19 protein-coding genes are annotated in these 26,403 nt (G+C 67.4%); 11 read left to right on the top strand and 8 right to left on the bottom strand.

What is annotated here, in order from left to right; genetic code table 11:
* Positions 1-60 precede the first annotated feature (60 nt).
* Complete coding sequence (locus EV678_RS05865) at positions 61-561, bottom strand: DUF411 domain-containing protein (protein ID WP_130458827.1); 501 nt, start codon at positions 559-561, stop codon at positions 61-63.
* Between the two features lie 202 nt (positions 562-763).
* Between EV678_RS05865 and EV678_RS05860 the strand changes: the two genes are divergently transcribed.
* The 5 genes from EV678_RS05860 (at position 764) to EV678_RS05840 (ending at position 7,739) form a co-directional block, all read left to right on the top strand.
* Entirely contained in the window at positions 764-1,918 is a 1,155-nt protein-coding gene (locus EV678_RS05860; protein WP_014238180.1) for an FIST signal transduction protein, read from the top strand.
* On the top strand, positions 1,903-4,083 hold the full coding sequence (locus EV678_RS05855; protein ID WP_130458825.1) for a putative bifunctional diguanylate cyclase/phosphodiesterase: 2,181 nt from the start codon (positions 1,903-1,905) through the stop codon (positions 4,081-4,083). The genes EV678_RS05860 and EV678_RS05855 overlap by 16 nt, the downstream gene beginning before the upstream one ends.
* Positions 4,084-4,176: 93 nt before the next feature.
* Positions 4,177-5,145 (top strand): acetyl-CoA carboxylase carboxyltransferase subunit alpha, encoded by a 969-nt coding sequence (locus tag EV678_RS05850; protein WP_014238178.1) that lies wholly within the window; start codon positions 4,177-4,179, stop codon positions 5,143-5,145.
* The gene (gene tilS / locus EV678_RS05845; protein ID WP_165397456.1) at positions 5,114-6,559 is read left to right on the top strand and encodes a tRNA lysidine(34) synthetase TilS; all 1,446 of its coding nucleotides are present in this window, start codon (positions 5,114-5,116) and stop codon (positions 6,557-6,559) included. Before EV678_RS05850 ends, tilS begins: the two co-directional genes overlap by 32 nt.
* Positions 6,546-7,739: a GGDEF domain-containing protein gene (locus EV678_RS05840; RefSeq protein WP_130458823.1), complete on the top strand. Its 1,194-nt coding sequence runs from the start codon at positions 6,546-6,548 to the stop codon at positions 7,737-7,739. The genes tilS and EV678_RS05840 overlap by 14 nt, the downstream gene beginning before the upstream one ends.
* A gap of 24 nt (positions 7,740-7,763) precedes the next feature.
* Here EV678_RS05840 and EV678_RS05835 read toward each other — a convergent pair whose 3' ends face one another.
* The 5 genes from EV678_RS05835 to EV678_RS05815 all read right to left on the bottom strand — a co-directional run bounded on the left by EV678_RS05835 (position 7,764) and on the right by EV678_RS05815 (position 15,872).
* Positions 7,764-8,909 carry a DUF1624 domain-containing protein gene (locus EV678_RS05835; protein ID WP_130458822.1) on the bottom strand — a complete coding sequence of 382 codons (1,146 nt, stop codon included), beginning with the start codon at positions 8,907-8,909 and terminating at the stop codon, positions 7,764-7,766.
* The gene (locus EV678_RS05830) at positions 8,909-11,032 is read right to left on the bottom strand and encodes a TonB-dependent siderophore receptor (RefSeq protein WP_130458821.1); all 2,124 of its coding nucleotides are present in this window, start codon (positions 11,030-11,032) and stop codon (positions 8,909-8,911) included. Before EV678_RS05830 ends, EV678_RS05835 begins: the two co-directional genes overlap by 1 nt.
* 311 nt (positions 11,033-11,343) lie before the next feature.
* Positions 11,344-13,266 (bottom strand): putative bifunctional diguanylate cyclase/phosphodiesterase, encoded by a 1,923-nt coding sequence (locus tag EV678_RS05825; RefSeq protein ID WP_130458820.1) that lies wholly within the window; start codon positions 13,264-13,266, stop codon positions 11,344-11,346.
* Positions 13,267-13,277: 11 nt separating this feature from the next.
* On the bottom strand, positions 13,278-13,880 hold the full coding sequence (locus EV678_RS05820) for a response regulator transcription factor (RefSeq protein ID WP_014238172.1): 603 nt from the start codon (positions 13,878-13,880) through the stop codon (positions 13,278-13,280).
* A gap of 3 nt (positions 13,881-13,883) precedes the next feature.
* Complete coding sequence (locus tag EV678_RS05815; RefSeq protein WP_130458819.1) at positions 13,884-15,872, bottom strand: ATP-binding protein; 1,989 nt, start codon at positions 15,870-15,872, stop codon at positions 13,884-13,886.
* Between the two features lie 180 nt (positions 15,873-16,052).
* Between EV678_RS05815 and EV678_RS05810 the strand changes: the two genes are divergently transcribed.
* Entirely contained in the window at positions 16,053-17,399 is a 1,347-nt protein-coding gene (locus EV678_RS05810; RefSeq protein ID WP_130458818.1) for a dicarboxylate/amino acid:cation symporter, read from the top strand.
* A 78-nt stretch (positions 17,400-17,477) separates the two neighbouring features.
* On the opposite strand, the gene EV678_RS05805 is transcribed toward EV678_RS05810, so the two are convergent.
* Positions 17,478-19,829, bottom strand: a complete 2,352-nt coding sequence (locus EV678_RS05805) for a fatty acid cis/trans isomerase (RefSeq protein WP_130458817.1) — start codon at positions 19,827-19,829, stop codon at positions 17,478-17,480.
* Positions 19,830-20,016: 187 nt separating this feature from the next.
* Entirely contained in the window at positions 20,017-20,790 is a 774-nt protein-coding gene (locus EV678_RS05800; protein ID WP_165397455.1) for a sulfite exporter TauE/SafE family protein, read from the bottom strand.
* A 177-nt stretch (positions 20,791-20,967) separates the two neighbouring features.
* On the opposite strand from EV678_RS05800, the gene EV678_RS05795 reads away from it, so the two are divergent.
* From EV678_RS05795 to EV678_RS05775, 5 genes are all read left to right on the top strand, one after another.
* Entirely contained in the window at positions 20,968-21,966 is a 999-nt protein-coding gene (locus EV678_RS05795) for a TRAP transporter substrate-binding protein (RefSeq protein ID WP_014238167.1), read from the top strand.
* Positions 21,967-22,038: 72 nt separating this feature from the next.
* The gene (locus EV678_RS05790; RefSeq protein WP_130458815.1) at positions 22,039-22,779 is read left to right on the top strand and encodes a TRAP transporter small permease; all 741 of its coding nucleotides are present in this window, start codon (positions 22,039-22,041) and stop codon (positions 22,777-22,779) included.
* Position 22,780: 1 nt separating this feature from the next.
* Positions 22,781-24,064 carry a TRAP transporter large permease gene (locus EV678_RS05785; protein WP_014238165.1) on the top strand — a complete coding sequence of 428 codons (1,284 nt, stop codon included), beginning with the start codon at positions 22,781-22,783 and terminating at the stop codon, positions 24,062-24,064.
* Between the two features lie 140 nt (positions 24,065-24,204).
* Positions 24,205-25,704 carry an ATP-binding protein gene (locus EV678_RS05780; protein WP_130458814.1) on the top strand — a complete coding sequence of 500 codons (1,500 nt, stop codon included), beginning with the start codon at positions 24,205-24,207 and terminating at the stop codon, positions 25,702-25,704.
* Positions 25,701-26,390: a response regulator gene (locus EV678_RS05775; protein ID WP_014238163.1), complete on the top strand. Its 690-nt coding sequence runs from the start codon at positions 25,701-25,703 to the stop codon at positions 26,388-26,390. Before EV678_RS05780 ends, EV678_RS05775 begins: the two co-directional genes overlap by 4 nt.
* Positions 26,391-26,403: the final 13 nt, after the last annotated feature.

The raw sequence follows: 26,403 nt of genomic DNA, 5'->3' as shown, positions 1-26,403 counted from the left end.
TGAGTGTAGCACCCCCATGTTGCCGTCGTAAGGCCGTCCCCGGACCGGCCCTGGCCCCGCCTAGTGCCGGTTGAAGATGCGGGTCTGGCCCTTGAGATCCACCAGCAGGGTGTCGTACAGCTCCCGTCGCACTTCCCGCTGCTCCGGCGTCGAATCGAGCACCGTGCAGCCCCGCTCGCAGCTGGGGTTGGAAGCCTCCCGTCCCGGCGCCCCGGCGGGCAGGCCGGGCACGGCCAGGCCCCGGGCCTTGGGCTTTTCCTTGAGCAGCTCCTTGATGTCCTCGGCCGGCACATGGCCTTCGATGAAGTAGCCGGCGACCCGGGCCGTATGTACCGACTCCACCGCGGCGGGGACTTTCAGGCGCTTTTTCAGGGCCGCCATGTCCGCCGTTTCCTTCATGGTGACGCTGAAGCCGTTCTGCCGCAGGTGCTCGGCCCAGTCGATGCAGGCCAGGCAGGGCACCGGGGCGAACACTTCCACCGGCGGCAGGTTTTCCGCCGCACCGAGGGGCGCGGCAGGCAGGAGGGCGGCCAGCAGGGCCGTTGCCAGCAATCGTTGCATATGAGTTTTCCCTGAGAATGTGGGACTGCGGAAAAGCCGCGCCCTTTTTTTGCCATTCTCGCCCCGGGGCGGGCGGCAAAACAACCCTTCCTGTGCCATGGATTTGGCGCTGGTGGCCGATCCGTGACGGATTGCAGCCGTGGCTGCGGGGGGCTGTGCGACAATGGGCGCCCCAAATCGTTCCCGTTTCCCGTCTTCCACCATGGATTCCCCCCGCTATCTGGAAGCCCCGACCGGCCAGGCCCTGGAGGCCGTGCTGGCGGCCTGGCATGAGAGCCTGCCCGGGTATTCCGTCCTCGCCCTGGTGGCCGAGGCCAGCGCCGAGGCCGTGCCCCTGCTGCAGGCAGCCTGCCGCAGCGCCGGCGTCAGCCTGGCCGGGGCGGTCTTCCCGGCCCTGCTGCAGGAAGACGGGGCCTTGCCCCGGGGAGTGGTGCTGCTGCCCCTGCACGGAGCGCCGCCGCCCCTGCTGGTGGAGGGCGTGTCCCGGGCCGAGGCGGTGGCGCCCCTGGCCAGCCGTCTCGCCGCCTATGTCGATGCCCAGCTGGACGACGACACCGAGGCCACCCTGTTCTGCATCTTCGATGCCCTGGTGCCGAACATCGCCACCCACCTGGATGCCTGGTACCTGGCCCTGGCCGACCGGGTGCACTACGCCGGGGTCAATGCGGGCAGCGAGCGTTTCGTTGCCATCCCCTGCCTGTTCGACCAGGAGCACTGCATCGCCGACGGAGTGCTGCTGCAGCTTCTGCCGGGCCACCAGGGCGCCGTGCTCGAACACGGCTTCCAGGTGCCCGAACAGGTCATCACCGCCACCTCCGCCAGCGGCAACCGCATCGTCCAGATCGACTGGCGGCCGGCCCTGGAGGTCTATGGGGAAATGATGGCCAGCCAGTACGGGGTCAGCATCGACCGGGACAACTTCTATACCTACGCCGTGCATTTCCCCTTCGGCATCCTGCGGGCCGACGGCGAGGTGCTGGTGCGCATTCCCGTGGCCCTGGACGAGGGCGGCGGCATCATCTGCGTCGGCGAGATTCCGCCCAATTCGGTGCTGACCCTGCTCGACGCCCGCAGCGGCGCCGAGCGCTGCGTGCCCCAGCTGGCCGCCAGCCTGGCCGCCATGCCGCGCTCCGGCGCCGACCTGTTGCTCTTCTATTGTGCCGGGCGACGCATGCACATGGGCCCGGCCGGGATGGATCGGGAGCTGGCCGAACTGGCCCGGCGCCTGGGGCCGGTCAAGCTGTGGGGCGCCCTTTCCCTGGGCGAGATCGGGGCCGCCGTCTGCGGCGGCTACCCCCTGTTCCACAACGCCACCCTGGTGGGTCTTCCCTGGAGCGGTTCGTGGTCGGTGCGGTAAACGACGAACAGGCCCTGGCCATCCTCTACGACCTGGCGCTGACCATCGGCGGCGAGGTCAATGTGGCGCCGCTGATGGTGCGTACCCTGCAGCGCTTCATGTACCACACCGGCTTCCCCGTCGGCCTGTGGCTGGTGGAGGAAGAGGGGGCGGCCGACGGCCGCTGTCGCCTGGAACTGGCCATCGGCGACTACCACCTGATCCGGCGCCAGGGCGAATCCCTGGCACTGCCCGCCGCCCTGGTGCAGGGCGGCCCGGCCCTGTTCGAGGCCGGGGCACTGCTGGCCGGCCTGGCCCTGCGCAAGCCCCTGGGGGTGGTGCTGCGGCTGCCGGTGCCGGGGCAGGGGGTGATCCTGCTGCTGGGGGCGGCCAGACCGGCCACCCGTCTTTCCCTGCCGGAGCTGTTCTCCCCCATCCTGGAGCGCCTGGGACGCTCCATCACCCTGTGCCGCAGCTACGAGCTGGAAGTGCTGCACCGGGTGGAGCAGACGGCCTACTACGACCCGCTCACCGGCCTGCCCAACGCCATCCTGTTCAACAACACCCTGCACCAGGCCGTGGTCCGGGCCCGGGCCACGGGCCGCTGGCTGGCCCTGGTGCACCTGGATGTGGACGACTTCCGCGCCTTCAACGAGGCCCGCGGCAGCGACCTGGGCAACCGGGTGCTGGTGGCCCTGGGGCAGCGCTTCGGCGCATCCCTGCAGCCGGGGGAACTGCTGGCCCGCATCGCCGGCGACGAATTCATGTTGCTGCTGCCCGACCTGGGGGGCTGGGACGATGTGGACGAGCGCATCGTGCGCACCCTGCAGACCAACCGCACGCCCCTGGAAATCGACGGCGAGGCGGTGGAAATCACCTTCTCCGCCGGCATTGCCCTGCTACCCGCCGATTCGGAGGATGGCGACACCCTGGTGCGCCACGCCCAGATGGCCCTGCACCAGGCCAAGCAGGAGGCCCGGGGCTATTTCCGCCTCTTCGACGGCGAGCAGGACAAGCGCACCCACGCCCGCCGGGAGATGCTGCGGCGACTCGACCTGGCCATGGAGAACAAGGAACTGCGGCTGTACTACCAGCCCAAGGTGGACATGCCCAGCGGCCGGGTGCTCGGCTTCGAGGCCCTGCTGCGCTGGTTCCATCCGGAGCGGGGCATGGTGCCGCCGGGAGAATTCCTGCCGGTGGTGGAAAGCAGCGACTTCATCATCCGTCTCGGCGAGTGGGCCATGCGCGAGGCCCTGGCCCAGGCCGTCTCCTGGCGCCGCGCCGGGCTGGAAACCTGCATCAGCGTCAATATCGCCGGCCGCCACCTGCAACTGCCCGATTTTCCCGAGCGGGTGCGCCATGCCCTGGCCGACGTGCCCGGCGCCCGGGCCGACTCCCTGGAAATCGAGATTCTCGAGTCCTCCATCCTGGATGACATGGCCCACGTGCGCGAGGTGATGCGGGCCTGCGCCGGCATGGGCGTGCGTTTCGCCCTGGACGACTTCGGCACCGGCTACTCCTCCCTGGCCTATCTGCACCAGTTGCCTGCCGCCACCATCAAGATCGACCAGTTCTTCGTGCGCAACCTGTTCGAGCAGCGGGAAGACCCGGCCATCATCCAGGCCGTGGTGCAGATCGCCCAGGTCTTCGGCCGGGAACTGGTGGCCGAAGGGGTGGAAGACCCGGAGCACGGCATGCTGCTGGTGGCCATGGGCTGCCATATCGGCCAGGGCTTCGGCATCGGCCGGCCCATGGCGGCGGAGGCGGTCCTGCCCTGGGTGGCGGGCTACCGGGCCCGCCGGGAATGGACGGCCCTGCAGGGCCTGGCCTGGCACCAGGGGCTGTACGAGCTGTTCCACCTGCGCCACGAGCACCGCCAGTGGCGCGAGCGGGTGTCTGCCCGGCTGGCGGAGAGGGCGGAGGCGGCGCTGCCGGCCTTCGATGCCTGCGGCCTCAGCCAGTGGCTGATGATTGCGGCGCCGGGCGGCGCCCCGGCCCAGGTGCGGGAGTGCTTCCGCCTGCTGGGGGAACTGGCGCAGCAGGCCCGGGGCCTGGAGGCGGCGCGGCAGAGTCCGGCAGCACCCGCCACCATGGCCCTGCTGGGGCAGATGTTCGCCTCCTCCGACGCCCTGCTGCGGCTGCTGGACGAACTGGGGGTGCGCCTGGCCGCCCGTGCGGCGGCCTGAGCATCCTCCAGCGCCGCCGGCCTTTCCCGGGCAATGGGGAGTATCCGGGGGGTTTGGGGTAGAATACGCGCCTGCCAAAATTTCCCTATCTCGATGAAAACCACTTTCCTCGACTTCGAACAGCCCATCGCCGAGCTTGAAACCAAGATCGAAGAACTGCGCTTCATGCAGGACGATTCCGCGGTGGACATCTCGGAAGAAATCGCCCGCCTGGAAAAGAAGAGCCAGGGGCTGACCAAAGACATCTACGCCAAGCTGACGCCCTGGCAGACCGCCATGGTGGCGCGTCATCCCCAGCGTCCCTACACCCTGGACTACGTCTCCCGCCTGTTCACCGACTTCGAGGAACTGCACGGGGACCGCAGCTTTGCCGACGACAAGGCCATCGTCGGCGGCCTGGCCCGTTTCAACGGCCAGCCCTGCGTCGTCATCGGCCACCAGAAGGGCCGGGACACCAAGGAAAAGATCTACCGCAACTTCGGCATGCCGCGCCCCGAGGGCTACCGCAAGGCCGAGCGCCTGATGAAGCTGGCCGAGAAGTTCCAGATTCCCGTGTTCACCTTCGTGGACACCCCGGGCGCCTATCCCGGCATCGACGCCGAGGAGCGGGGCCAGTCCGAGGCCATCGGCCGCAACCTCTACGTCATGGCCGAGCTGAAGACCCCCATCATCGTCACCATCATCGGTGAAGGCGGCTCCGGCGGCGCCCTGGCCATCGCCGTCGGCGACACGGTGCAGATGCTGCAGTACTCCACTTATTCCGTGATTTCCCCCGAAGGCTGCGCCTCCATCCTGTGGAAGAGCGCCGAGAAGGCCAACGAGGCGGCGGAAACCATGGGCATCACCGCTTCCCGCCTGAAGACCCTGGGCCTCATCGACAAGATCGTCAACGAACCCGTGGGCGGCGCCCACCGGGATCACGGCGCCATGGCCCAGAACCTGAAGAAGGCCCTGCAGGATGCGCTCAAGGGCGTTTCCGGCCTGTCTACCCAAGAACTGCTGGCGGCCCGCTACGAGCGGCTCATGTCCTATGGCCGCTTCAAGGAACAGCCGGTCTCCTGACCTGCCCCGGCGGATCGCCGACCGCCTGGCCCGGTTGCTGGCGGCGGCCGATCCCCATTCCGTTCTTCCCGCTTCCCCCCTTTCCACTACGCCCGTCCTCGCCGTCGGCCTTTCCGGCGGCCGGGATTCCGTCGCCCTGCTGGCGGCCCTGGCGGCCCAGGCGCCGGCGCGGGGCTGGCGTCTGCAGGCGGTGCATGTGCACCACGGCCTGTCGCCCCATGCCGATGCCTGGGCCGCCTTCTGCGGCGACCTCTGCGCTCGCCTCGGCGTGCCCCTGCAGGTGCACCGGGTCAGTCTGCCCGAGGCCCGTCCGGCGGGCCTGGAGGCAACGGCCCGGGCCGCCCGCTACCAGGTCTTCGCCGGCCTTACGGCCGATGCCCTGATCCTGGCCCACCACCGGGACGACCAGGCCGAAACCCTGCTCTTCAACCTGCTGCGGGGCAGCGGCCTGCGGGGTCTGGCGGCCATGCCGGGGCGGCGCCTGCTGCCGCGTCCGGGCCATGGGCCCCTGCCGTTGCTGCGTCCCCTGCTGGAAACCTCCCGGGCCGAACTGGAAGCCTGGCTGGCGGCCGAGGGCCTGGGCTGGATCGAGGACGAGAGCAACGGCGACCGGGCCTACGCCCGCAATTTCCTGCGGCACGAGGCCCTGCCCCTGCTGCAGTCCCGCTTTCCCGCCGCCGCCAGCCTCGGCCGGGCGGCGGTGCTGGCGGGGGAGGCGGAGGACCTGCTGGAGGAACTGGCGGCCCAGGATCTGGCCAAGGCCGCCGTCGGCTCCCGCCTGCAGCAGGCGGCCCTGGCCGGCCTCTCCAGTGCCCGGGGGCGCAACCTGCTGCGCTGCTGGCTGCGCCGCCATGGCGCCCCCATGCCCGAGGCCCGGGCCCTGGCGGAACTGTGGCAGCAGCTGGCCTGCCCCCGGCCTGACGGCCAGGTGGAATGGCGCTGTAGCGAGTGGGTGGTCCGCTTGTGGCGCGGAACGGTGTTCCTGGACCATGAGCCCCTGCAACCCCCGTCTTCCCTGGCGGAGCCGGCAGGCCCCTTCGTCATGCCCGTCCCCTGGGCCTTCGGCAGTATCGGCGGGCGGGAGGCGATCGGCCAGGGCGTGGCCCTCGCTCTGTGCGGCGAGGCTGCCCGCTTCCGCCTGCGTCAGGGAGGCGAAACCATGCAGCTGCCGGGCCGGCCCCGGCGTCCCCTGAAAAAGCTGCTGCAGGAAGCGGACATTCCGCCCTGGCAGCGGCAGCGCCTGCCCCTGCTGTGGGTCGGCCAGACCCTGGCCTGGGTGCCCGGCATCGGCATCGCCGCCGACTGCCTGGCCCGGGCCGACGCACCCGGCTGGCTGCCCGAATGGCGGCCGGCCGAGAGCGCCAGCCTGTCACTGTCACCCTTGCCCTGCGACGATCCCGATGCCCCATATTGACCTGCGCACCGTCATCCTCCTGGCCGGTTTCATGACCGCCCTCATGGCCGTGGTGCTGTTCTTCGTCACCCGCAGTTTCCCCCAGCGCATCCGGGGCATCGGCCACTGGGCCGGCGGCACCCTGGTGGGCGTCTTTTCCGGCCTGCTGTTCGGCCTGCGCGGGCTGATCCCCGATGCGCTTTCCGTGCTCCTGGCCAGCCTGCTGCTGTACACGGCCCTTTCCCTCTGGCTCAGCGGCACCGAGCTGTTCTACCAGCGCCAGCCTTCCTGGCGCTTCCAGGCCCTGGTCAGCGGCGTCGGGCTGGGGCTGCTTACCTGGTTCCTGCTGGTGCAGCCGGATACCAATGCCCGCCTGGCAGTGGCCGGCCTCAGCCTGCCCCTGTTCTACGGGCGGCAGCTGCTGGTGGTGTTCCGCTACGGGCGCCCCGGCTTCATCAGCCGTTTTTTCTGCCTGGTGCTGCTGGCCCAGATCGGCGTGTTGCTGCTGCGCGGCAGCAGCGCCCTGGTGCCCGGCCTGGGCAGCGATTTCCTGGAGCAGACGCCGATCCAGGTGGTCTATCTCACCGCCTACCCCATCTGCACCCTGATGATCACCGTGGGTTACGTGCTGCTGGCCACGGACCGCCTGCGGGGCGAGCTGGAATATCTCTCCAGCCACGACTCCCTGACCCAGATTCTCAACCGCCGGGCCTTCGTCGAAGTGTGCGAGTGGGAGATGGCCCGGGCCCGGCGCCACGGCCGCGCCCTCTGCCTGCTCATGCTGGACCTGGATTTCTTCAAGAAGATCAACGACACCTACGGCCACCAGGCCGGCGACCTGGTGCTGCAGGGCTTCGTCCAGCGGGTCGGCGCCGTGCTGCGCCGGGGTGAGCATTTCGGCCGCTACGGCGGCGAGGAATTCGTGGTGCTGCTGCCCGATGCGGACCTGGAACAGGCCCGCCAGGTGGCCGAGCGCATCCGCCTGACCACCGCCGAAGGCCCGGCCCAGCTGCCGCCGGTGACGGTGAGCATCGGCGTCGCCGCCCTGGAAGCGGCCGACACCAACCTGGACTGCCTCCTGTCCCGGGCCGACAACGCCATGTACCTGGCCAAGGCCAACGGCCGCAACCGCATCGAGGTGGCTGCTGCCGGGACCCGTGAAGAGGGGGGCGGGGTTTCGCCGGCTGCTCCGGCGCCGTAAGACGGGGGGCGCCGGAGAAGGGGGTCAGAAGTAGGACAGCCAGCCGCCGGGATGCCGGCGTTTGTAGTCGGCAAAACGCCGGCACAGGGGATACAGGGCCGGGACCGATAGCAGGGCCAGGCCCCAGATCTGCCAGACCTGCCCGAAGCCGTAGCGCTCGCCCTGGGTGGGCCCCCACAGCGCCAGGCAGAGCAGATTGAGCAGATGCAGGGCGTAGAGATGGACGACGTAGAAGAACATTGGCACCCGCCCCAGCACCGCCAGGAAATTCCAGGAGTGTCGTTCCAGGACGGCCAGCCCGAGCAGTCCGCTCCCCAGGGTCAGCAGCAGGAACAGCAGGGAGGGCGGATATTTGGTCAGGTTCAGCCAGTCCATGAGGGTGGCCAGGCCCGTTCCGGCGCCGGCCAGGGGATGGTCCCCGTAGCCATCCAGCCCCCGCAGCAGGACGAACAGGGCGAGGGCGCCCAGGCCCGCCAGGGCAAGGCGGCGCTGGCGCTGCTCCGGCGCACTGCCCTGGGCAAACCAGGGCCCCAGCCCGTAACCCAGCAGGATGACGCCGATCCAGGGCAGGACCGGGTAGGAGGTGCGGGCCGCCAGTCCGGGGGCCAGCTCGATGATGGCGCGGTCGTGCAGGACGGCCCACACGGCATGGGCTGCCGTGCCCGGAGGGAAGTGCAGGCTGTCGAGCAGGTTGTGGCCGACGATGATGAGGAGCCCCAGGGCCAGTTGTCCTGCCCGGGGCAGCCACAGCAGGGCGGCCAGGGCCAGCATGGACAGGCCGATGGCCCAGATCACCTGCAGATAGAGCATCCTGGGGGGGAAGGCGAAGGTCCAGGCGAAGTTGATCAGGCTCAGCTCCAGCAGCACCAGGAAGAGGCCGCGCTTGGCCAGGAAGGCGCTGGCGGCGCGCCGGGGATCGCCGCCGGCGCCAAGGTGCCGTTGCCCGTAGCACCAGGCGCCAAGCCCGGTGAGAAAAACGAAGACCGGGGCGCAGAAGTGGCTGGCGAAGCGGGTGAAAAACAGCCCGGGCGAGGTGGTGTGCAGGTCCATCGGGTCGGCGACCTGCTGGTGCAGGAAAAAGAACTCCCGCACGTGGTCCACCACCATCAGCGCCATGACCAGGCCCCGCAGGGCGTCGATGGCGTTGATGCGCTGATTTCCGCCGGGCATCAGAACTTGGCCTGCATGCCCAGGGTCACGGTGCGGGGCGCGCCCGGCGTCACCCAGTACACGTCGTAGGAACTGGCGTAGTAGGTCTTGTCGAACAGGTTGTCGATATCCAGGGAGAAGCGCAGGGTCTTGCTCGGCTTCCAGTAGGCCATGGCCCGCATGGTGGTGTAGCTGGGCAGTTCGAAGCTGTCGATGGAATTGCCGGCCCGCTTGCCCACATAGGTGGCGCCGGCGCCAAGGCCGTAGCGGCCGCCGGCCAGGCCGTCTTCATACATGGCCAGTACGCTGCCGCTGTTCTTCGGCACGTTGATCAGCCGGGCGCCGACCAGGGCGGCGTTGCTGTCCTTGGTGATCTCGGCATCGATATGGGCGTAGTTGGCCAGCACCCGCACCTTGCTGGTCAGTTGTCCGGAGAAATCGAATTCCAGGCCGCGGCTGCGGGCCTCGCCGGCGGCGATGGCGTAACCCGCATTGGCCGGGTCGTTGGTCAGCACGTTCTTCTTGTCGATCTCGAACAGGGCCAGGGTGCCGCCGTAGCGCTTGTCGGGCGATTCGTATTTGAGGCCGGCTTCCCTGGACTCGCCCCGTTCCGGCGCAAAGGACTGGCTGGCCGCATCGACGCCGTTGTTGGCGCGGAAGGATTCACTGGCCAGGACATAGGCGGACAGGGTGGGGGTGGCCAGCCAGGTCAGGCCGACGCGGGGGGTGGTGACGCTGTGTTCCTGGGAGGTGCTGATACCCGTGTTCCGGTTGAGGATTTCCTGTCGGAAGCGGTCGTGGCGCAGGCCCAGCAGCAGGCGCCAGCGTTCCGCCAGGCTCATCTGGTCCTGCAGGAAGAAGCCGGTGGCATGCTGGGTTTCCAGGGTGTTGGTGGGCGTGGCGGTCAGGGCCAGCGGCGTCTGTCCATAGACGGGGTTGAGCACATCCAGGCCGTAGGTGGTGGTGGAGCGGCCCCGCCGCATCAGCTGGTCCAGTTCGAAACGGTAGCTATCCACGCCGGTCAGCACTTCATGCTGGAGCCAGCCGGTGCTGAATTTGCCGAGGATTTCGCCCTGGAACGACAGGTCGTTGGAACTGTAGTCCCGGTAGCGCCGCTCCCGCTCGATGACGGGAGCGCCGGCGCTGGTCCAGCGGATGCTGCCGGCAGTGCGGGGGCTGGCCTCGGTGGAATAGCCTTCCAGGCTGGTGGTACGGTAGGCCAGACCAAACTTGGCTTTCCAGGCATCGGCCAGTTCATGTTCCACCGTCAGATGGTGGGTCTTGTTGTCGATGGTGATGTCACCGTCCCCCGGCTCTCCCAGGAAGCGCTCCCGGGGAATGCTGCCCACCTTGCCATTGACCGCGATCACCCCCCGGTCCATGGGCGCTTTCTGGCGCAGCAGCTCCAGGTCGTAATTGACGATGGTGCCGGCGCCCAGGAGCCAGGTGAAGGAGGGCGCCACCAGGTAGCGCTGGCTGTCCACCTGCTCGCGGAAACTGCCTTTGTCCTCATAGGCCAGGTTAAGTCGGTAGGCCAGGGTGTCGCTGATGGGGCCGGTGGAATCGAGGGTCGTCCGGTAGGTGTCGTAGCTGCCGACATACATTTCCAGGGCGTGGCCGGATTTGAACTGGGGCTTCTTGGTGACGATGTTGAGGATGCCCCCGGGTTCGCTGCCGCCGTACAGGGCCGATGCGGGGCCCTTGATCACTTCCAGCCGTTCCACGTTGGCCATGTCCCGGGGAGCGTTGTAGCCCCGGTTCCCGGCAAAGCCGTTGCGCAGGAAATTGGCTCCCGTGTCCGGGTTGCCGGCAAAGCCGCGGATGGAGAAGTTGTCCCACAGGCCGCCAAAGCTGTTCTGGCGATTGACGCCGCTGACATAGTCGTAGGCTTCCTCGAGGCGTACCGCCCCGATGTCGTCGATGGCCTGGCGGGGAACGACCCGCACCGACTGGGGGACTTCCCGCAGGGGCGTCTCGGAACGGGCCACGCCGGCCTCGTCGCTGTAGTAGTCCTGCCCTTCGCTGCGTCCCACCACATTGATTTCAGACAGGGTCAGGGAAGGTTCCTCGGCCAGGGCGCAGTGACTTGTGCCGAGTAGCAGTACGGCCGCAGCGAGCGGCTTCAGTTTCAGGCTGACAGACATGATTTTCTTGTATGTGATTGGGAGTGGGGTTGCGAATCGAAAATGGGGACCCGCGCCATAGCCGATGAGGCGCGCGGTACGGCGGCGGCCTCCGGCGGGCTCCGAAGCGGAGGCGCAAGAACGGCTGCTAATATACTTTGGATGGGAATTATTCTCAAATAGAAGTCGCCCAATCGTTGGCGACATTTCGTCGCAGCGCGATTCTTCGGCTTCAGGAGACCAAGGCGCCTGTCGGGTGGCCGACCGGGGCCGCCAAGACGCGGCGCGGCGGACGGTGGAGGCTTGGAGGCCGGGGCGGCCCCGCAAGGTGTTCAGCGGTGGCCCAGGAGGGCCTGGAAGTCGGCGGCGGGCATGGGACGGCCGAAGAGGAAGCCCTGCACCTCGTCGCAGTCGAAGCGGCGCAGCATGGTGGCCTGCTCGGCGTTTTCCACCCCCTCGGCGACGGTGCGCAGGCGCAGCTGGCGGGCCATGGTGATGACGGCGCTGACGATGGCTTCGTCGTCCGGATTGCTGCACAGCTCGCGGATGAAGCTCTGGTCGATCTTCAGCTTGTCCACGTTGAAACGCTTCAGGTAGGCCAGGCTGGAATAGCCGGTGCCGAAATCGTCGATGGACAGCTTCACCCCCAGGCCCTTGAGGGCGGTGAGGGTTTCCAGGATGGCCGCGTCCTCCCGGATCAGCAGGGACTCGGTCAGCTCGAATTCCAGGCACTCGGCCGGCAGGCGGTTTTCCTGCAGGGCCCGGGCGGCGATTTCCACCAGGCGGCTGCGGCGGAACTGCACCGGCGACAGGTTGACCGCCATGGTCAGGTCCGTGGCCCCGGCCTCGTGCCAGCGCCGCAGCTCGCGGCAGGCCTCGCCGATAACCCATTCGCCGATGGGGCCGATGAGGCCCGTGTCCTCGGCCACCGGAATGAATTCCCCGGGGGGCACCAGGCCCCGCTCCGGGTCCCGCCAGCGCAGCAGGGCCTCGGCGCCGAGGATGCGGCCGCTGGCCAGGTCGAACTGGGGCTGGTAGTACAGCACCAGTTCTTCCTTCTCCAGGGCCCGCTGCAGGCGGTTCTGCAGCTTGAGGCGGGCAGCGGCCTCGACGTTCATGGCGGCGGTGAAGAAGCGCAGGGTGTTGCGCCCCGCCTCCTTGGCCGAGTACATGGCCGTGTCGGCCTTCTTCATCAGGGTGTCGAAATCCTCGCCGTCGTCCGGGTAGAGGGCGATGCCCAGGGAAAAGGTGACGTTGAGGCGGTGGCCGTTCACCCGCACCGGCTCGTGCATCTGCTCCATCAGCTTGCCGGCGATGCTGCCGGCGCTTTCCGGGTCCGCCAGTTCGGGCAGGACGATGACGAACTCGTCGCCGCCCTGGCGGCTGATGGTGTCCGTCTCCCGTACGCCGCGGCGCAGGCGCTCGGCCACGGCCTGCAGCAGGCGGTCGCCGATGGGGTGGCCCAGGGTGTCGTTCACCAGCTTGAAGTGGTCCAGGTCGAGGAACAGGATGGCCACCCGGTTGGCGCTGCGGGCCGCCTGGCCCTGGGCCTGGAGGAAGCGGTCGCGCAGCAGCACCCGGTTGGGCAGGTCGGTGAGGGGATCGTGGTGGGCCAGGTATTCGATCTGTTCCTCGGCGCTCTTGCGTGCCGTGATGTCCCAGAAAATTCCCTGGATGCCGTTGATGCTGCCGTCGGGGGCGTAGGTGGGCGTCTTGACGATCTCGATGTAGCGCTTGCGCTGCTCGCTATCGAGGGAAACCATTTCCTCGATCAGGTTGAGGGTCTCGCCCTGCAGCACCCGCAGGTCGTCCTGGCGGTACTTGGCCGCCAGATCCGCCGGATACACCTCCCGCGGCGAATGGCCCAGGATGGCTTCCCGGGGCTTGCCCAGGTGGCGTTCCAGGGCCCGGTTGGCGAAGGTGATGCGGCTTTCCCGGTCCATGCGGTAGAGACATTGGGGCATGACCTGGACCAGGGATTCGTAGAGGGCCTCGCTTTCCGCCAGGGCCCGGTAGGAGCCCTGGAGCCGGGACAGGGAACGGCGCACGAGAAAGAAGAGGAGGGTGCAGGTGATGGCGACGAAGGCCCAGCCCTTGTAGTTCTGGATCAGGGTCAGCTGGGCCGTGTCGCCCGCCACCAGGGCCGCCAGCCGGTCCGAGAGGGCGATCCAGAGGGCCGCCAGAAGGCCGTAGAGCCCGGCCACCAGGCCGGCCTGTCCATTGGGGGAGGGGGCGGCGGGGGCGGGCGGTTTCATGACGGAATACCTCAGGGCTTGAGCAGTTGGGCCAGTTCCACGGCGGTGCGCACGCCCATCTTCTCAAACAGGTGGGCCCGGTGCACTTCCACCGTGCGCATGCTGATCTGCAGTTCGTCGGCGATGACCTTATTGAACTTGCCCACCAGGATCAGTTCCATGATCTGCCGCTCCCGGGTGGTGAGGGTGTCCAGGCGGGACTGGACGGAGGCGCTGATGGCCTGCTTTTCCTGGTTGCGGGCGTCCGCATCCATGGCCTCGATGACCCGGTTCACCAGTTCGTTGTCGTTGAAGGGCTTTTCGACGAAATCGAAGGCGCCCTTCTTCAGGGAGGAGACGGCCATGGGTACGTCGCCGTGGCCGGTGAGGAAGATCACCGGCAGCTTGAGGCCCTTGCCCTGCAGGTGCTCGAACAGTTCCAGGCCGCTCATGCCGTCCATGCGGATATCCAGCAGCAGGCAGCCCTGCAGGCTTTCGCCGGAGGCGTTCCAGGCCTCCAGGAAGGCTTCGGCGCTGGGCCAGGTGGCGCTGGCGACGCCGCGGGACTGCAGCAGCCAGGAAAGGGCGTCGCGGATGGCTTCGTCGTCGTCGATGATGTGGGCTTTGGGGCTCACGGCTTACTCCCAGTCGAGGGGCAGGGTGAAGATGAATACGGTGCCGCCTTCGGCCCCCGGTTCGAACCAGAGGCGGCCGCCGTGGAATTCTATGACGGAACGGCAGATGTTGAGGCCCATGCCCATGCCTTCCGTCTTGGTGGTGAAGAAGGGGGAAAAGAGCTTTTCCGCCACTTCCGGGGGAATGCCGCAGCCCCGGTCGGCGATGCACACTTCCACCTGGTCGCCCAGCAGCTGGGCCTCGACGATGAGCTGGCGCCGCTCCGGCGGGGTGGCGGCCATGGCGTCGATGCCGTTGCGCATCAGGTTGATCAGCACCTGGCCCAGCAGCACCGGGTCGGCCAGCAGCTTGGGCAGATGGGCCGGCACCAGGCGCAGCATGTGCACCTGCTGCTTGCGCGCCAGGGGCTCGATGAAGGCGATGCTGTCCTCGATCACCTCTTCCAGGTGGCAGATGACCCGCTGGGGCTCCCGTCGCCGCACGAAGTCGTGCACCCGGCGGATGATGCGGCCGGCCCGCTGGGCCTGCAGGGCTAGCTTGTTGAGGGCGCCGGAGATTTCCTCCCGGGTGTAGTCCCCCGCCTCCAGGCGGTTGAGGCAGCCGGTGGTGTAGCTGGCGATGGCGGAGAGGGGCTGGTTCAGTTCGTGGGCCAGGGTGGAGGCCATTTCCCCCATGGTCACCAGGCGCGCCGTCTGTTCCAGTTTCTCCTGCTGCTGCCGCTGCAGGGCCTGGGCCTTCTTCCGCTCCGAGATGTCCACCACCGAACTGATCCAGCCGGTCTGCTTGCCGTGGGCGTCGATCAGGGGCGTGGCGTACACCATGGTGTGCACGATGTGGCCGTCCCGGTGGCGGATGCTGGCCTCGAAGCCCTCGTTGGGGGCGTGGCCGGTGAGCACCAGGGCGTTCTGCTCCTCGTGGGTGTCCAGGCTGTCCGGGTTCCAGTAGGGCAGGGGCGGGCTGTGGCCCACCAGTTCGTCGGCCCGGTAGCCGCTCATGCGGCAGAAGGCCGGGTTCACGTAGGTGATGCGGCCGTCCATGTCCCGGGCCCGCATGCCGATGATCATGGAGTCCTCCATGGCCTGGCGGAAGGCATGTTCGTCGCGCAGGGCCTGTTCTGCCGCCAGGCGCTTCTTGATCAGGCCGCGGATGGCGAAGAGGCTCCAGAAGACGCCGATGGCCAGGACCACGATGGCGCCGGCCAGGACCAGCTGGGCCGGGTTGCCGGCATTGCGGTAGGCGATGCCCTGCAGCATGAGGCCGTGGCCCGGCGGGTCGAAGGGCAGCTCGTAGGCCAGCCCGGGCTCGCCCTGGATGTTGGACTTGCTGGCCAGCACCGCACCGCCGTCGTCCAGGATGCGCAGCTGGTATTTCTCGGCAAACCACCAGGGCACCAGGTGGTTGAGCATGGACTTGAGGGAATAGGCCATCACCAGCATGCCGGCGAAGTCGCCCTGGCGGTAGATGGGCACGAACAGGTCGATCTGGCTGTTGCCGCCGGCGGCCCGGTAGGGGTCGGTGTAGGTGGCCTTGCCCAGCTTGCGGGCGAAGTCGAAGGCGTCCCGGGTGATGGGGCCGCCGAAGATGTCCAGTTCCTGCCGGTCGGGGATGCGGTTGGGATAGGCCTGGACCAGGTTGCCGCCGGCGTCGAGCCAGATCACCTGTTCCACTTCCGGGTTGTTCTTGACGATGTGCTGGGCCTGCACCTGGAACACCGTCGCCGGCGTGCCGCCCTTGGCGGCGCTGCCCATGTCGAGGCCGGTGCGGTTGAGCTGGTCCTCGTTGCCCGACATGTGGAAGCGGAAATTCTGTTCCAGCCAGAGGATGTCGGCGATGAGGGTGGCCCGTTGCTCCTCCACCTCGTTGCGGTGCAGGAGCCACAGCAGGCTGACCAGGGAAATGACCAGCAGCCCCACCGCCAGCTTGGGCATCAGCAGGGTCCAGCGGGGCCATTGCAGGACGCTGCCCGAGGAAGGAACGGAAAGTCGTTTCATAAAGCGCAATAGTACCCCAGGAGGTGCGTCCCGTTTGCCTCTCCGCGGGGTCATGCTGCGCTGCAGCTAACGGATAACCACAATGGCGACCCCGGCTTCAGGGGCAGAGAATGCGCCCCCATAACTACATCGGGGTCCGTACGGAAACCCCGGGAGCCATCTCAATCAGCAGGAGTGACCATGTCTCACAAGCCTTTCTACAAGCGCCTGTATGTGCAGGTGCTGTTCGCCATTGCCCTGGGGGTCGCCCTCGGCGCCTTCTTCCCGGAAACGGGCGCCACCATGAAGCCCCTGGGCGACGCCTTCATCAAGCTGATCAAGATGATGATCGCCCCGATCATCTTCGCCACCGTGGTGGTCGGCATCGCCAAGATGGGCGACATGAAGGAAGTGGGCCGGGTCGGCCTGAAGGCCCTGATCTACTTTGAAGTGGTGTCCACCGTGGCCCTGGCCATCGGCCTGATCGTGGTGAACATCCTGCAGCCGGGCGCCGGCATGAACGTGGATCCGGCCACCCTGGATACCAAGGCCATCGCCAACTACGCCGCGGCGGCCCACAACCAGAGCACCACCGATTTCCTCATGAACATCATCCCCAACAGCGTGGTGGATGCCTTCGCCAAGGGTGAAATCCTGCAGGTGCTGCTGTTCTCCGTGCTCTTCGGCCTGGCTCTGTCCCGCCTGGGCGACAAGGCCAAGCCCCTGGTGAAGATTCTCGACGAGTTCTCCCACGGCCTTTTCGGCGTCATCGGCATGATCATGCACTTCGCCCCCATCGGCGCCTTCGGCGCCATGGCCTTCACCATCGGCAAGTACGGCATCGGCTCCCTGAAGCAGCTGGGCTTCCTCATGGCCAACGTGTACATCACCTGTGCCCTGTTCGTCTTCGTGGTGCTGGGCCTGATCGCCAAGTTCACCGGCTTCTCCCTGCTGAAGTTCCTGGCCTACATCAAGGAAGAGCTGCTCATCGTGCTCGGCACCTCCTCCTCCGAGTCCGCCCTGCCGCGCATGATGACCAAGCTGGAAAACCTGGGCTGCCACAAGCCCGTGGTCGGCATGGTCATTCCCACCGGCTACTCCTTCAACCTGGACGGCACCTCCATCTACCTGACCATGGCGGCCATCTTCATCGCCCAGGCCCTCAACGTGCCCCTGACCCTGACCGAGCAGCTGACCATCCTCGGCGTGCTGCTGCTGACCTCCAAGGGCGCGGCGGCCGTGACCGGCGGCGGCTTCATCACCCTGGCGGCCACCCTGGCCACCCTGGGCGGCAAGCTGCCGGTGGAAGGCCTGGCCCTGCTGCTGGGGGTGGACCGCTTCATGTCCGAAGCCCGCGCCATCACCAACCTGATCGGCAACGGCGTCGCCACCATCGTCGTCTCCAAGTGGGAAAACGCCCTCAACACCGACCGCATGACCCGGGTGCTGAACGGCGAAACGGTGGAAGAGGCCGACGAGCCCGAAGCCGTGTCCGACGCCGTGCTGCATCCGGCCGACCTGGCCCGTCCGGTGGGCAAGGCCGCCTGACCTTTCAGGTAGCCGCCAATCAAAAAGCCGCCCTCGGGCGGCTTTTTCTTTTTCCGCCCTTCCTGCAGAGGGCCTGGATCAGCGGTTCTCCAGCCGGTTGTAGTCCAGCCAGCCGGCCTCGACGGGGGCCTGGCGCCGGTATTCCCCATTGACGTAGTCGCTCAGGGCCCAGAAGGCCGGGCTGCTGCGGCGCAGGCCGTAGGCGTCCATGAAGCGGGTGTAGTCCCGTTCCGAGGCCAGGGCCGCCAGGTCCCGGGCGAAGGCGCCCAGGCTGGCGCGGGGCACCCGGTAGAAAGCGTTGGGATAGGCGGTGGCGATGCCGGGCAGCACGTCCAGGCTGTGTTCTTCCGGGGCGATGGCCAGCTTTTCGATGAGCACGTAGGTGACGTTGCGGTGGCCCGTGTTGCGCAGCAGGGTGAAGATCCGGGGCGGGCGTCCCGCTTCCTCCAGCAGCAGCAGGCTGCTTTCCGGCAGCCAGGCCAGGGCCTTGCCGGCGACCCGGGCCAGATCCTGCAGATTGGTCTGCAGGGCCGCATCGGGCAGGGTGTCGAGAAGGTGCTGCCGCGGCAGCACCGGCTGCAAGCGCTGTTGCAGACGTTGCAGCAGTTCGCGCTCGGGCTGCTCCCGCTCCTGGTAGGCGATGCCGCTTTCCTGGTCGAAGCGGGCGATGCTGCCGTAGACCCGTTCCCGGGTGTCGCCATTGACGTCCCGGTACCAGTGGTCCCGCACCCGGATGCGGGCCTCCCGGGGCAGCAGCATGAGGAACTGGGATTCCCCCTCCATGCGCAGGAAATCCATGTACAGCCGCGTCGTCAGCTGGTGGCCGATATTGCCGAAGACGTCGTAGCCCGCCACCAGCAGGTAGTGGATGCGTTCCAGCAGGGGGTAGCTGAGGACCCAGGCGGTCTTGGGCTTTTCGCCTACCAGGCCCTTCAGCACCGTGGCGCTGTCGAAGTGGCGGTAGATGGTGAGGGCGGCGTTGTCGTTGCGGCCGCCGCCGTCCCAGATCAGGTTGAGATTGACCTTGGCCGGGCTGTCGAAGCGCTGCTCGTAGTAGCGGGACTTGGCCTGGAGATAGCGGGTCTCCTGGGCGCTGTAGCGCATCCAGGGGGTGAGGATCGGCGTCTCGCTGCCCTTTTCCGCCGGCAGGCTGAGGTTGCGGCTTTCCCGCAGGAGAAAGGCTTCGTCGGATTCGGAGACGCTGTCCGGGTTCTGGAAGAAGACCCAGAAATGGTCGTCGATGACGTTGAGGGCCGTCTGGCCCCGGCACACCGGGCCCTTGATGAAGCCCATCACGGTGAACTGGGCCTCGTCCAGGAGGAACTGGTAGCGGGCGCGGACCGGGATGTCGCGGAAGGCGAGGAAGGGATTGGCCGCCACTTCCGGCGCGTAGCCCGGCAGGCGCTCCACCCGGTAGGCGGGTTGCAGGAACAGTTCGCGCCAGCGGGCCATGCGCCCCGGGCCGAGGGCGTAGGGCATGTGGTTTTTGGCGACGATGGTCTCTTCCACCGGGCGCAGGCGGTAGTGGAAGTGTTCCACCTCCGGGTCGTCGAAGGGGCGCCGGGTGGCGATTTCCTGCACCGCCTCCCCCGGGCCGCTGCGGGAGCGCACCAGGCGGAAGTAACGGGGGCCGTCGCTACCTTCGGCGGCGCCCTCGAAGTAGAGGTTGGCCAGGAACAGGTGCTCGTAGAGATAGCGGGCCATGAGGCGGGTCTTGAGGTCGGCGCCGTTGAGGAAGCGCTCCCAGGCATCTACCTGGGCCTGGAGGGCGGGCGTCAGGGGCTGGGGGCCTTCGGCGGGGGCGCCCTGCTGCAGCCATTTTTTCAGCAGGGCCACTTCCGCCGGCGCCAGGGCCGGCAGGCCGAAGGGCATGCCCCAGCCCGGATTGCGCCGTTCCAGGGCGTCGTACTCCTCGATGGCCGGGCAGGACTGCTGGCGCGCCAGGGAAAAGTCGATGTCCCCGGCCACCGGCTGGTCGGGCACCAGGGGATGGGCCGCCTTGAGGTCCAGGGCCCGGGCCAGGAGACTGGCCTGGAGGGCGGCGGCAGGAGTGTCGCCCCGCTCGTTGAGGATCGGGTGGAAGCCCTTGTCGCGCCACTGGGAGGCTTTCTCGGCATCGATGAAGAGGCGGGTCGGCGTCTCCTCCCGCAGGCGGGTGCCGTTATAGACCTCGATCTTGCTGCCGCCCCGGGCCACGCCTTCCCAGGAACCCAGCTTGATCTGGCAGGGGGCGTCGTAGCAGGAGTGGCAGACGACGCAGCGGCTGTCCAGGATGGGTCGTACCTGCTGCTGGAAGGAGATGGCGCCGGGCCGGGGCGCGTCGTAGCGGCCCCCATCGGCGGGGCCGAAGCGTTGATCCAGGTCGTGGCGCACCAGGGCGGTACAGCCGGCGAGGAACAGCAGCAGGACGGAGGCGAATCGCAGTTGCATACCGGGGCACCAGGTGAGGGGAGGGCACGGGTCCGAACGGCGCATGGGGCGGGCATGGGGAGCCGGCATTGCCGGTGGTCGGCCCTGGATGCGCTTGGGCGAGGGGTGCCTCTGGAAATGGGCGCCCCTGGCTGCACGCCATTCTAGCGGAGCCCCGGCCGGCGTGCTGCCCGGGTCCTGGCGATGCCTAGCGGGCCCAGGCCAGGCCGACCTGGACCAGCATGAGGACGGCCATCAGCAGCAGGGTGTGGTTGAGCCAGCGCCGGTAGGTGGAGGCGTCCATGCGGGACTGGATGCGCATGCCGGGAATGAGGCAGGCCACGGCCAGCACGGTGAGGCCGGCGCTCTGCCACAGGATGGCGACGGTGAATTCGCCGTGGGCGGCCAGGGTCCCGGCCTGGGTCAGCTTGCCGACGATGAAGCAGAGGTTGAACAGCTGCACCGTGGCCACGGGGGAAAGGTCCAGGCCGATGAAATAGATGGCCAGGGGCGGCACCGAGACATTGACGGTGCCCGAGAGAATGCCGCCGATGAGGCCGAAGGCCGCTTCCGAGGTGCGGCGGTGGCGGCGCAGGAAGGACCAGTCCAGCTTCTTCAGGCGGTTGAGGTTGATGGAGACCAGCATCATCAGGGCCAGGGCCAGCTTCAGGGGCTCGGCCGGCAGGCCGATCAGCAGCTGGGTGCCCACCAGGCTGCCCAGCAGCACGTAGGCGGCCAGGCGCCAGTGCTTGAGCAGGCTGTCCCGCCAGTTGCCGCCGCGCAGGATGGAGAGGATGTTGAGCAGGATGTTGGGCAGCACCGTGATCAGCACCGCCGTCTTCAGGTCGGTGAGGAGGGCGATGCAGGGCGTGGTGATGAGGGGGAAACCGACGCCGATGACCCCGTGGGCGAAGGCGGCGATGCCGACGATGAGGGCGATGCAGGCCAGCAGCAGGGGCGGGGAGAGCAGATCGTGGGGCATGGGGGGGCGGTCAGCGGGCTGCAACGTAAGGAGGCGAAGCATGCAGAATGACGGAAACCCGCGTGGATTGTGGATATCCACAGTAGTGGGCGGTGTATAACGTTTGTGATACTGCGCCAAGCTGGCCTGAGGGCTAGTCTACATAAACCAAATCAACTGTTTGTCGGAGGAGAAAATATGAAGATGTCCCATCTCATGTTCGGCCTGTTGGCCGGAGTCCTGTCCTGCGGGGCCATGGCCCAGCAGCCCATCGTCATCAAGTTCAGCCACGTGGTGGCCGTGGATACGCCCAAGGGCATGGCCGCCGACTTCTTCGCCAAGAAGGCTGCCGAACTGACCAAGGGCAAAGTGAAGGTCGAGGTCTACCCCAACAGCCAGCTGTACAAGGACAAGGAAGAAATGGAAGCCCTGCAGCTGGGCGCCGTGCAGATGCTGGCACCTTCCCTGGCCAAGTTCGGCCCCCTGGGCGTGCGTGAATTCGAAGCCTTCGACCTGCCCTACATCTTCGACAACTACGAAGAGCTGCACAAGGTCACCACCGGCCCCGTCGGCGCCGCCCTGCTGGCCAAGCTGGAACCCAAGGGCATCAAGGGTCTGGCTTACTGGGACAACGGCTTCAAGTCCTTCTCCGCCAACACCCCGATCAAGACCCCGGCTGACCTGAAGGGCAAGAAGATGCGCATCCAGTCCTCCAAGGTGCTGGAAGAGGAAATGCGCTCCCTGGGCGCCCTGCCCCAGGTGATGGCCTTCTCCGAGGTGTACCAGGCCCTGCAGACCGGCGTGGTGGACGGTACCGAGAACCCCATCTCCAACCTCTACACCCAGAAGATGCATGAAGTGCAGAAGCATCTGACCCTGACCGACCACGGCTACCTGGGTTACGCCGTCATCGTGAACAAGAAGTTCTGGGACGGTCTGCCCGCCGATGTGCGTGGCCAGCTCGAAACCGCGATGAAGGACGCCACCACCTACGCCAACAAGATCGCCAAGGAACAGAACGACAAGGATCTGGAATCCGTGAAGAAGAGCGGCAAGACCCAGGTCTACGTGCCCACCAAGGAAGAGCGCGAAGCCTTCAAGAAGGCACTGACCCCGGTGCACGCCAAGATGGCTGACCGGATCGGCAAGGATCTGATCCAGTCCATCTACAAGGAAACCGGTTTCACCGCCCAGTAAAACATTCTGCCCGCGAGGACGCCCGCCTCAGACTGGGGCGGGCGTTTTTGTGAGGGCAGGGGGAGTTCTGTCATGAATAAGCTGCTCAATCACCTGGAAGAAGCCATCATCACCTTCCTGATGGGTGCGGCCACGGTCATCATTTTCCTGTCCGTGGTGCATCGCTATCTTTCCGGTTACGACATTCCTGGCCTGCAGGACTGGCTGCTCAGCCTCAACTTCAGCTGGGCCCAGGAACTGTGCATCATCATGTTCGTGTGGATGGCCAAGTTCGGCGCCGCCTATGGCGTGCGCACCGGCATCCACGTCGGCGTCGATGTGGTCATCAACCGCCTGAAGACTGCCAACCGCGCCAAGTTCGTGCTGTTCGGCCTGCTCGCCGGCGCCACCTTCACCGGCATCGTCGGCACCCTGGGTGCCACCTTCGTCTGGGAAAACGGCGCCCACTACCAGTTCTTCCACTGGTTCGGCATCGAAGCGCCGGACCTCTTCGAAGGCCCCATCACGCCGGACCTGGAATGGCCGACCTGGATCGTCTATTCCGCCGTGCCCCTGGGCTCCTACCTGATGTGCTTCCGCTTCCTGCAGGTGGCCGTCTCCTTCCTCAAGACCGGCGAACTGCCCCATCACGACCACGGTCACGTGGAAGGCCTGGAAGAGGAACTGGCCCAGGAAGAGAAAACCTACTCCATCGGCGAGGCCATCCAGGCCGCCGAGGAACTGGAACACGTGGACGCTGGCCGCAAGGAAGTGCCCATGGAGCCGGACACGCCCCACGGCGTGAAGCGCAGCGACAAGAACGGAGGCCAATAACATGAACGCCGCAATCATTTTCGGCCTCCTCCTGGCGCTGATGCTGACGGGGATGCCCATTTCCATTTCCCTGGGTCTGACCGTACTGACCTTCCTCTTCACCATGACCCAGGTGCCCATTGAATCGGTGGCCCTGAAGCTGTTCACCGGCATCGAGAAGTTCGAGATCATGGCGATCCCGTTCTTCATCCTGGCCGGCAACTTCCTCACCCACGGCGGGGTGGCGCGGCGCATGATCAACTTCGCCAGCGCCATGGTGGGCCACTTCTACGGCGGCCTCGGCCTTGCCGGCGTGCTGGCCTGCGCCCTGTTCGCCGCCGTCTCCGGTTCCTCCCCGGCGACCGTGGTGGCCATCGGCTCCATCCTGCTGCCGGCCATGGTCAGGGCAGGCTTCCCCAACCGTTTCGGTGCGGGCGTCATCACCACCTCCGGCGCCCTGGGCATCCTGATCCCGCCCTCCATCGTCATGGTGATGTACTCCGTGGCCACCAACACCTCCGTGGGCGCCCTGTTCATGGCCGGTGTCATCCCCGGTCTGCTGCTGGCTTTCACCCTGGGCATGGTCACCTGGTACCGGGCCAAGAAGTTCGACTATCCGCGCATGCCCAAGGCTTCCTGGGGCGAGCGCTGGGTCGCCTTCCGCAAGTCCGTGTGGGGCCTGATGCTGATCGTCATCGTCATGGGCGGTATCTACACCGGCATGTTCACCCCCACCGAGGCGGCGGCCATGTCCGCGGTGTACGCCTTCATCGTGGCGGTGTTCGTGTACAAGGACATGGGCCTCAAGCAGATCCCCAAGGTGCTGCTGGATTCGGCCAACATGTCCGCCATGCTGCTGTACATCATCACCAACGCGGTGCTGTTCTCCTTCCTCATGACCAACGAGAACATCCCCCAGCTGCTGGCTGAATGGCTGCTGGACAAGGGCCTGGGCCCCATCGCCTTCCTCCTGGCGGTGAACGTGCTGCTGCTGGTGGCCGGCAACTTCATGGAGCCTTCCTCCATCGTCCTGATCATGGCGCCGATCCTGTTCCCGGTGGCCGTCAAGCTGGGCATCGACCCGGTGCACTTCGGCATCCTGATCGTGGTGAACATGGAAGTGGGCATGTGCCACCCGCCGGTGGGCCTCAACCTCTATGTGGCTTCGGGCATCACCAAGATGGGGATTACGGAGCTGACCATCGCCGTCTGGCCGTGGCTGCTCTCCATGCTCTGCTTCCTGGGCCTGGTCACCTACTGGCCCACCCTGTCCCTGTGGCTGCCCCGCACCCTGGGCATGCTGTAGCGAAGAATCACCCTTGCGTTGAGTTGGCGCGCGTGCGGGAAACCGCCGCGCGCTTTTTTTCGCCCATTTTTTACAGTGCTTTTATACGGCTCGGGCTAGCATGGTGCCCATGATTCCGGCTTCTTCCTGCTGATTCGGCCATGGGGCACCTCCTGCAGCGCTTCTCCGGCTACCTCATGGGCATGCTCTTCGTCCTCCTGGGGACGGCGCTGGCGGCCCCGTTCCGGGCCGAGATCGACCTCTCCAACCTGGCCCTGCTCTACGTCCTGGCGGTGGTGGCCGTGGGCGGCCACTTCGGCCGCGGCCCTGCCGTGGCCTGCGCCCTGGCCGGCAGCCTGGCCTTCGCCTACGTCTTCGTGCCGCCCCATTTCTCCCTCGCCATCACGGAAATCCAGTACGTCATGGCAGCGGTGATCATGGTGGTGGTGGCCCTGGTGGTGGGCCATCTCACCGCCGCCCTGCGCACCCAGGTGGAACTGGCCCGCGACCGGGCCCGGCGGGCCCGGGCCCTCTACGAACTGGCCAAGCACCTGGCCGGCAGCCAGACCGCCGAGGAGGTGACCCAGACCTGCCGCCGCTTCCTCGCCGACGCCCTCGGTGCCCGCCGCATCCGCCTGCTGGAGCCGGCCACCTGGGACCAGCCGCCGCCTTTCATCACCAAGGCCCTGGTACGGGCCTGTCTGGAGCGGCGCCAGCTGGTGGCCATTCCCAGCCCGGCGCCGGGCATTTCCCGGGCCCTCCTGCCCCTGGCCGGCACCCGGGACCTGCAGGGCCTGCTCGGCTTCGAGGTGGACAGCGGCACCCTGGACGACGGCGAATATCGGGAGGCCCTGGACACCATGGCCTCCGTGGTGGCCGTGGCCCTGGAGCGGACCCAGTACGCCGCCGCCGTGCGCGAGAGCGAATTGCGGGTGGCGGCCGAAACCCTGCGCGGCACCATCCTTGCCAGCCTCTCTCACGATCTACGCACGCCCCTCACGGCCCTGGTGGGCATGGCCGACGGCCTGGCCCTGGGCAAGGTGGCCGGTGCCGACAAGCAGAAATCCATGCTGCTGCGCCTGCGGGACCAGGCCCTGGCCATCAACCAGTTGCTCGGCAACCTGCTGGAAATGGCCCGGCTGCGCTCCGGCAATGTGGAGCTGCAGAAGGAATGGCAACCCATCGAGGAGGTCATCGGCGCCACCATGGGACTGCTGGAGCCCCACGCCGGGGGGCGGGAGATCGTCATCAACATCGCCCCGGACCTGCCGCCGGTGCATATTGACGGGGTGCTGATCGAGCGGGTGCTGTGGAATCTCCTGGAGAACGCCCTCAAGTATTCTCCGGCGGAACAGAGCATCGAGCTGCGCGTGGCCCAGTCCGAAGGCTGGCTGGAACTGTCCGTCTGCGACCGGGGCGAAGGCCTGGCGCCGGGCCAGGAGGAGGACCTGTTCGGCCTCTTCCGCCGCGGCCGCAGCGAGTCCAACGTGCCCGGGGCCGGGCTCGGGCTGGCCATTGCCCGCACCATTGCCGAGGCCCACGGCGGCAGCGTCAGCGCCGCCAACCGCAGCGGCGGCGGCGCCTGCTTCTGCCTGCGCCTGCCCCTGGAAACCCCGCCCGACCTGGCGGATCTGGCAGACCTGGAAAGCGAAACGCTATGAACGCCAGCGAAACCATCCTGGTGGTGGAGGACGATGGGTCCATCCGGGAATTCGTCGTCTCCGTGCTGGAGAGCGAAGGCTACGCCGTCAGCGAGGCCGGTTCGGCCCGCCACGGCATGGTCCAGGCCGGCGCCCTGAAGCCCTCCCTGCTCATCCTGGACCTGGGCCTGCCGGACCTGGACGGCCTGGATTTCCTGCGGGACTTCCGTGCCTGGTCGGCGGCGCCGGTGCTGGTGCTGTCCGCCCGCACCCAGGAGAGCCAGAAGGTGGCGGCCCTGGACGCGGGTGCCGACGACTACCTGACCAAGCCCTTCGGCGTGCCCGAGCTGCTGGCCCGGGTGCGCGCCCTGCTGCGCCGGGGGCCGGCGGCCACGGGGGAGGGCAGTCCCCTCATCGAATTCGGCGAGGTGCGCATCGACTGCGCCGGGCGCCGGGTGGAGAAGGGCGGCGAACTGTTGCACCTGTCCCAGATCGAGTACCGTCTGCTGCTGGCCCTGGCCGGCAACCCGGGCCGGGTGCTGACCCACCGCCAGCTGCTGACCCAGGTGTGGGGCGGCAAGGCGGCGGAGAACAATCAGTACCTGCGGGTCTATGTGGGCCACCTGCGGCAGAAGATCGAGGCCGACCCGGCCAAACCGCGCCATATCCTGACGGAAATCGGCGTCGGCTACCGTTTCCTACCCTGATTTCAACTTTAGA

Origin of the sequence: Azospira oryzae, from assembly GCF_004217225.1 — a bacterium.
Classification (GTDB): Bacteria; Pseudomonadota; Gammaproteobacteria; order Burkholderiales; family Rhodocyclaceae; genus Azospira; species Azospira oryzae.
This window is presented reverse-complemented; position numbering and strand designations above follow the sequence as displayed.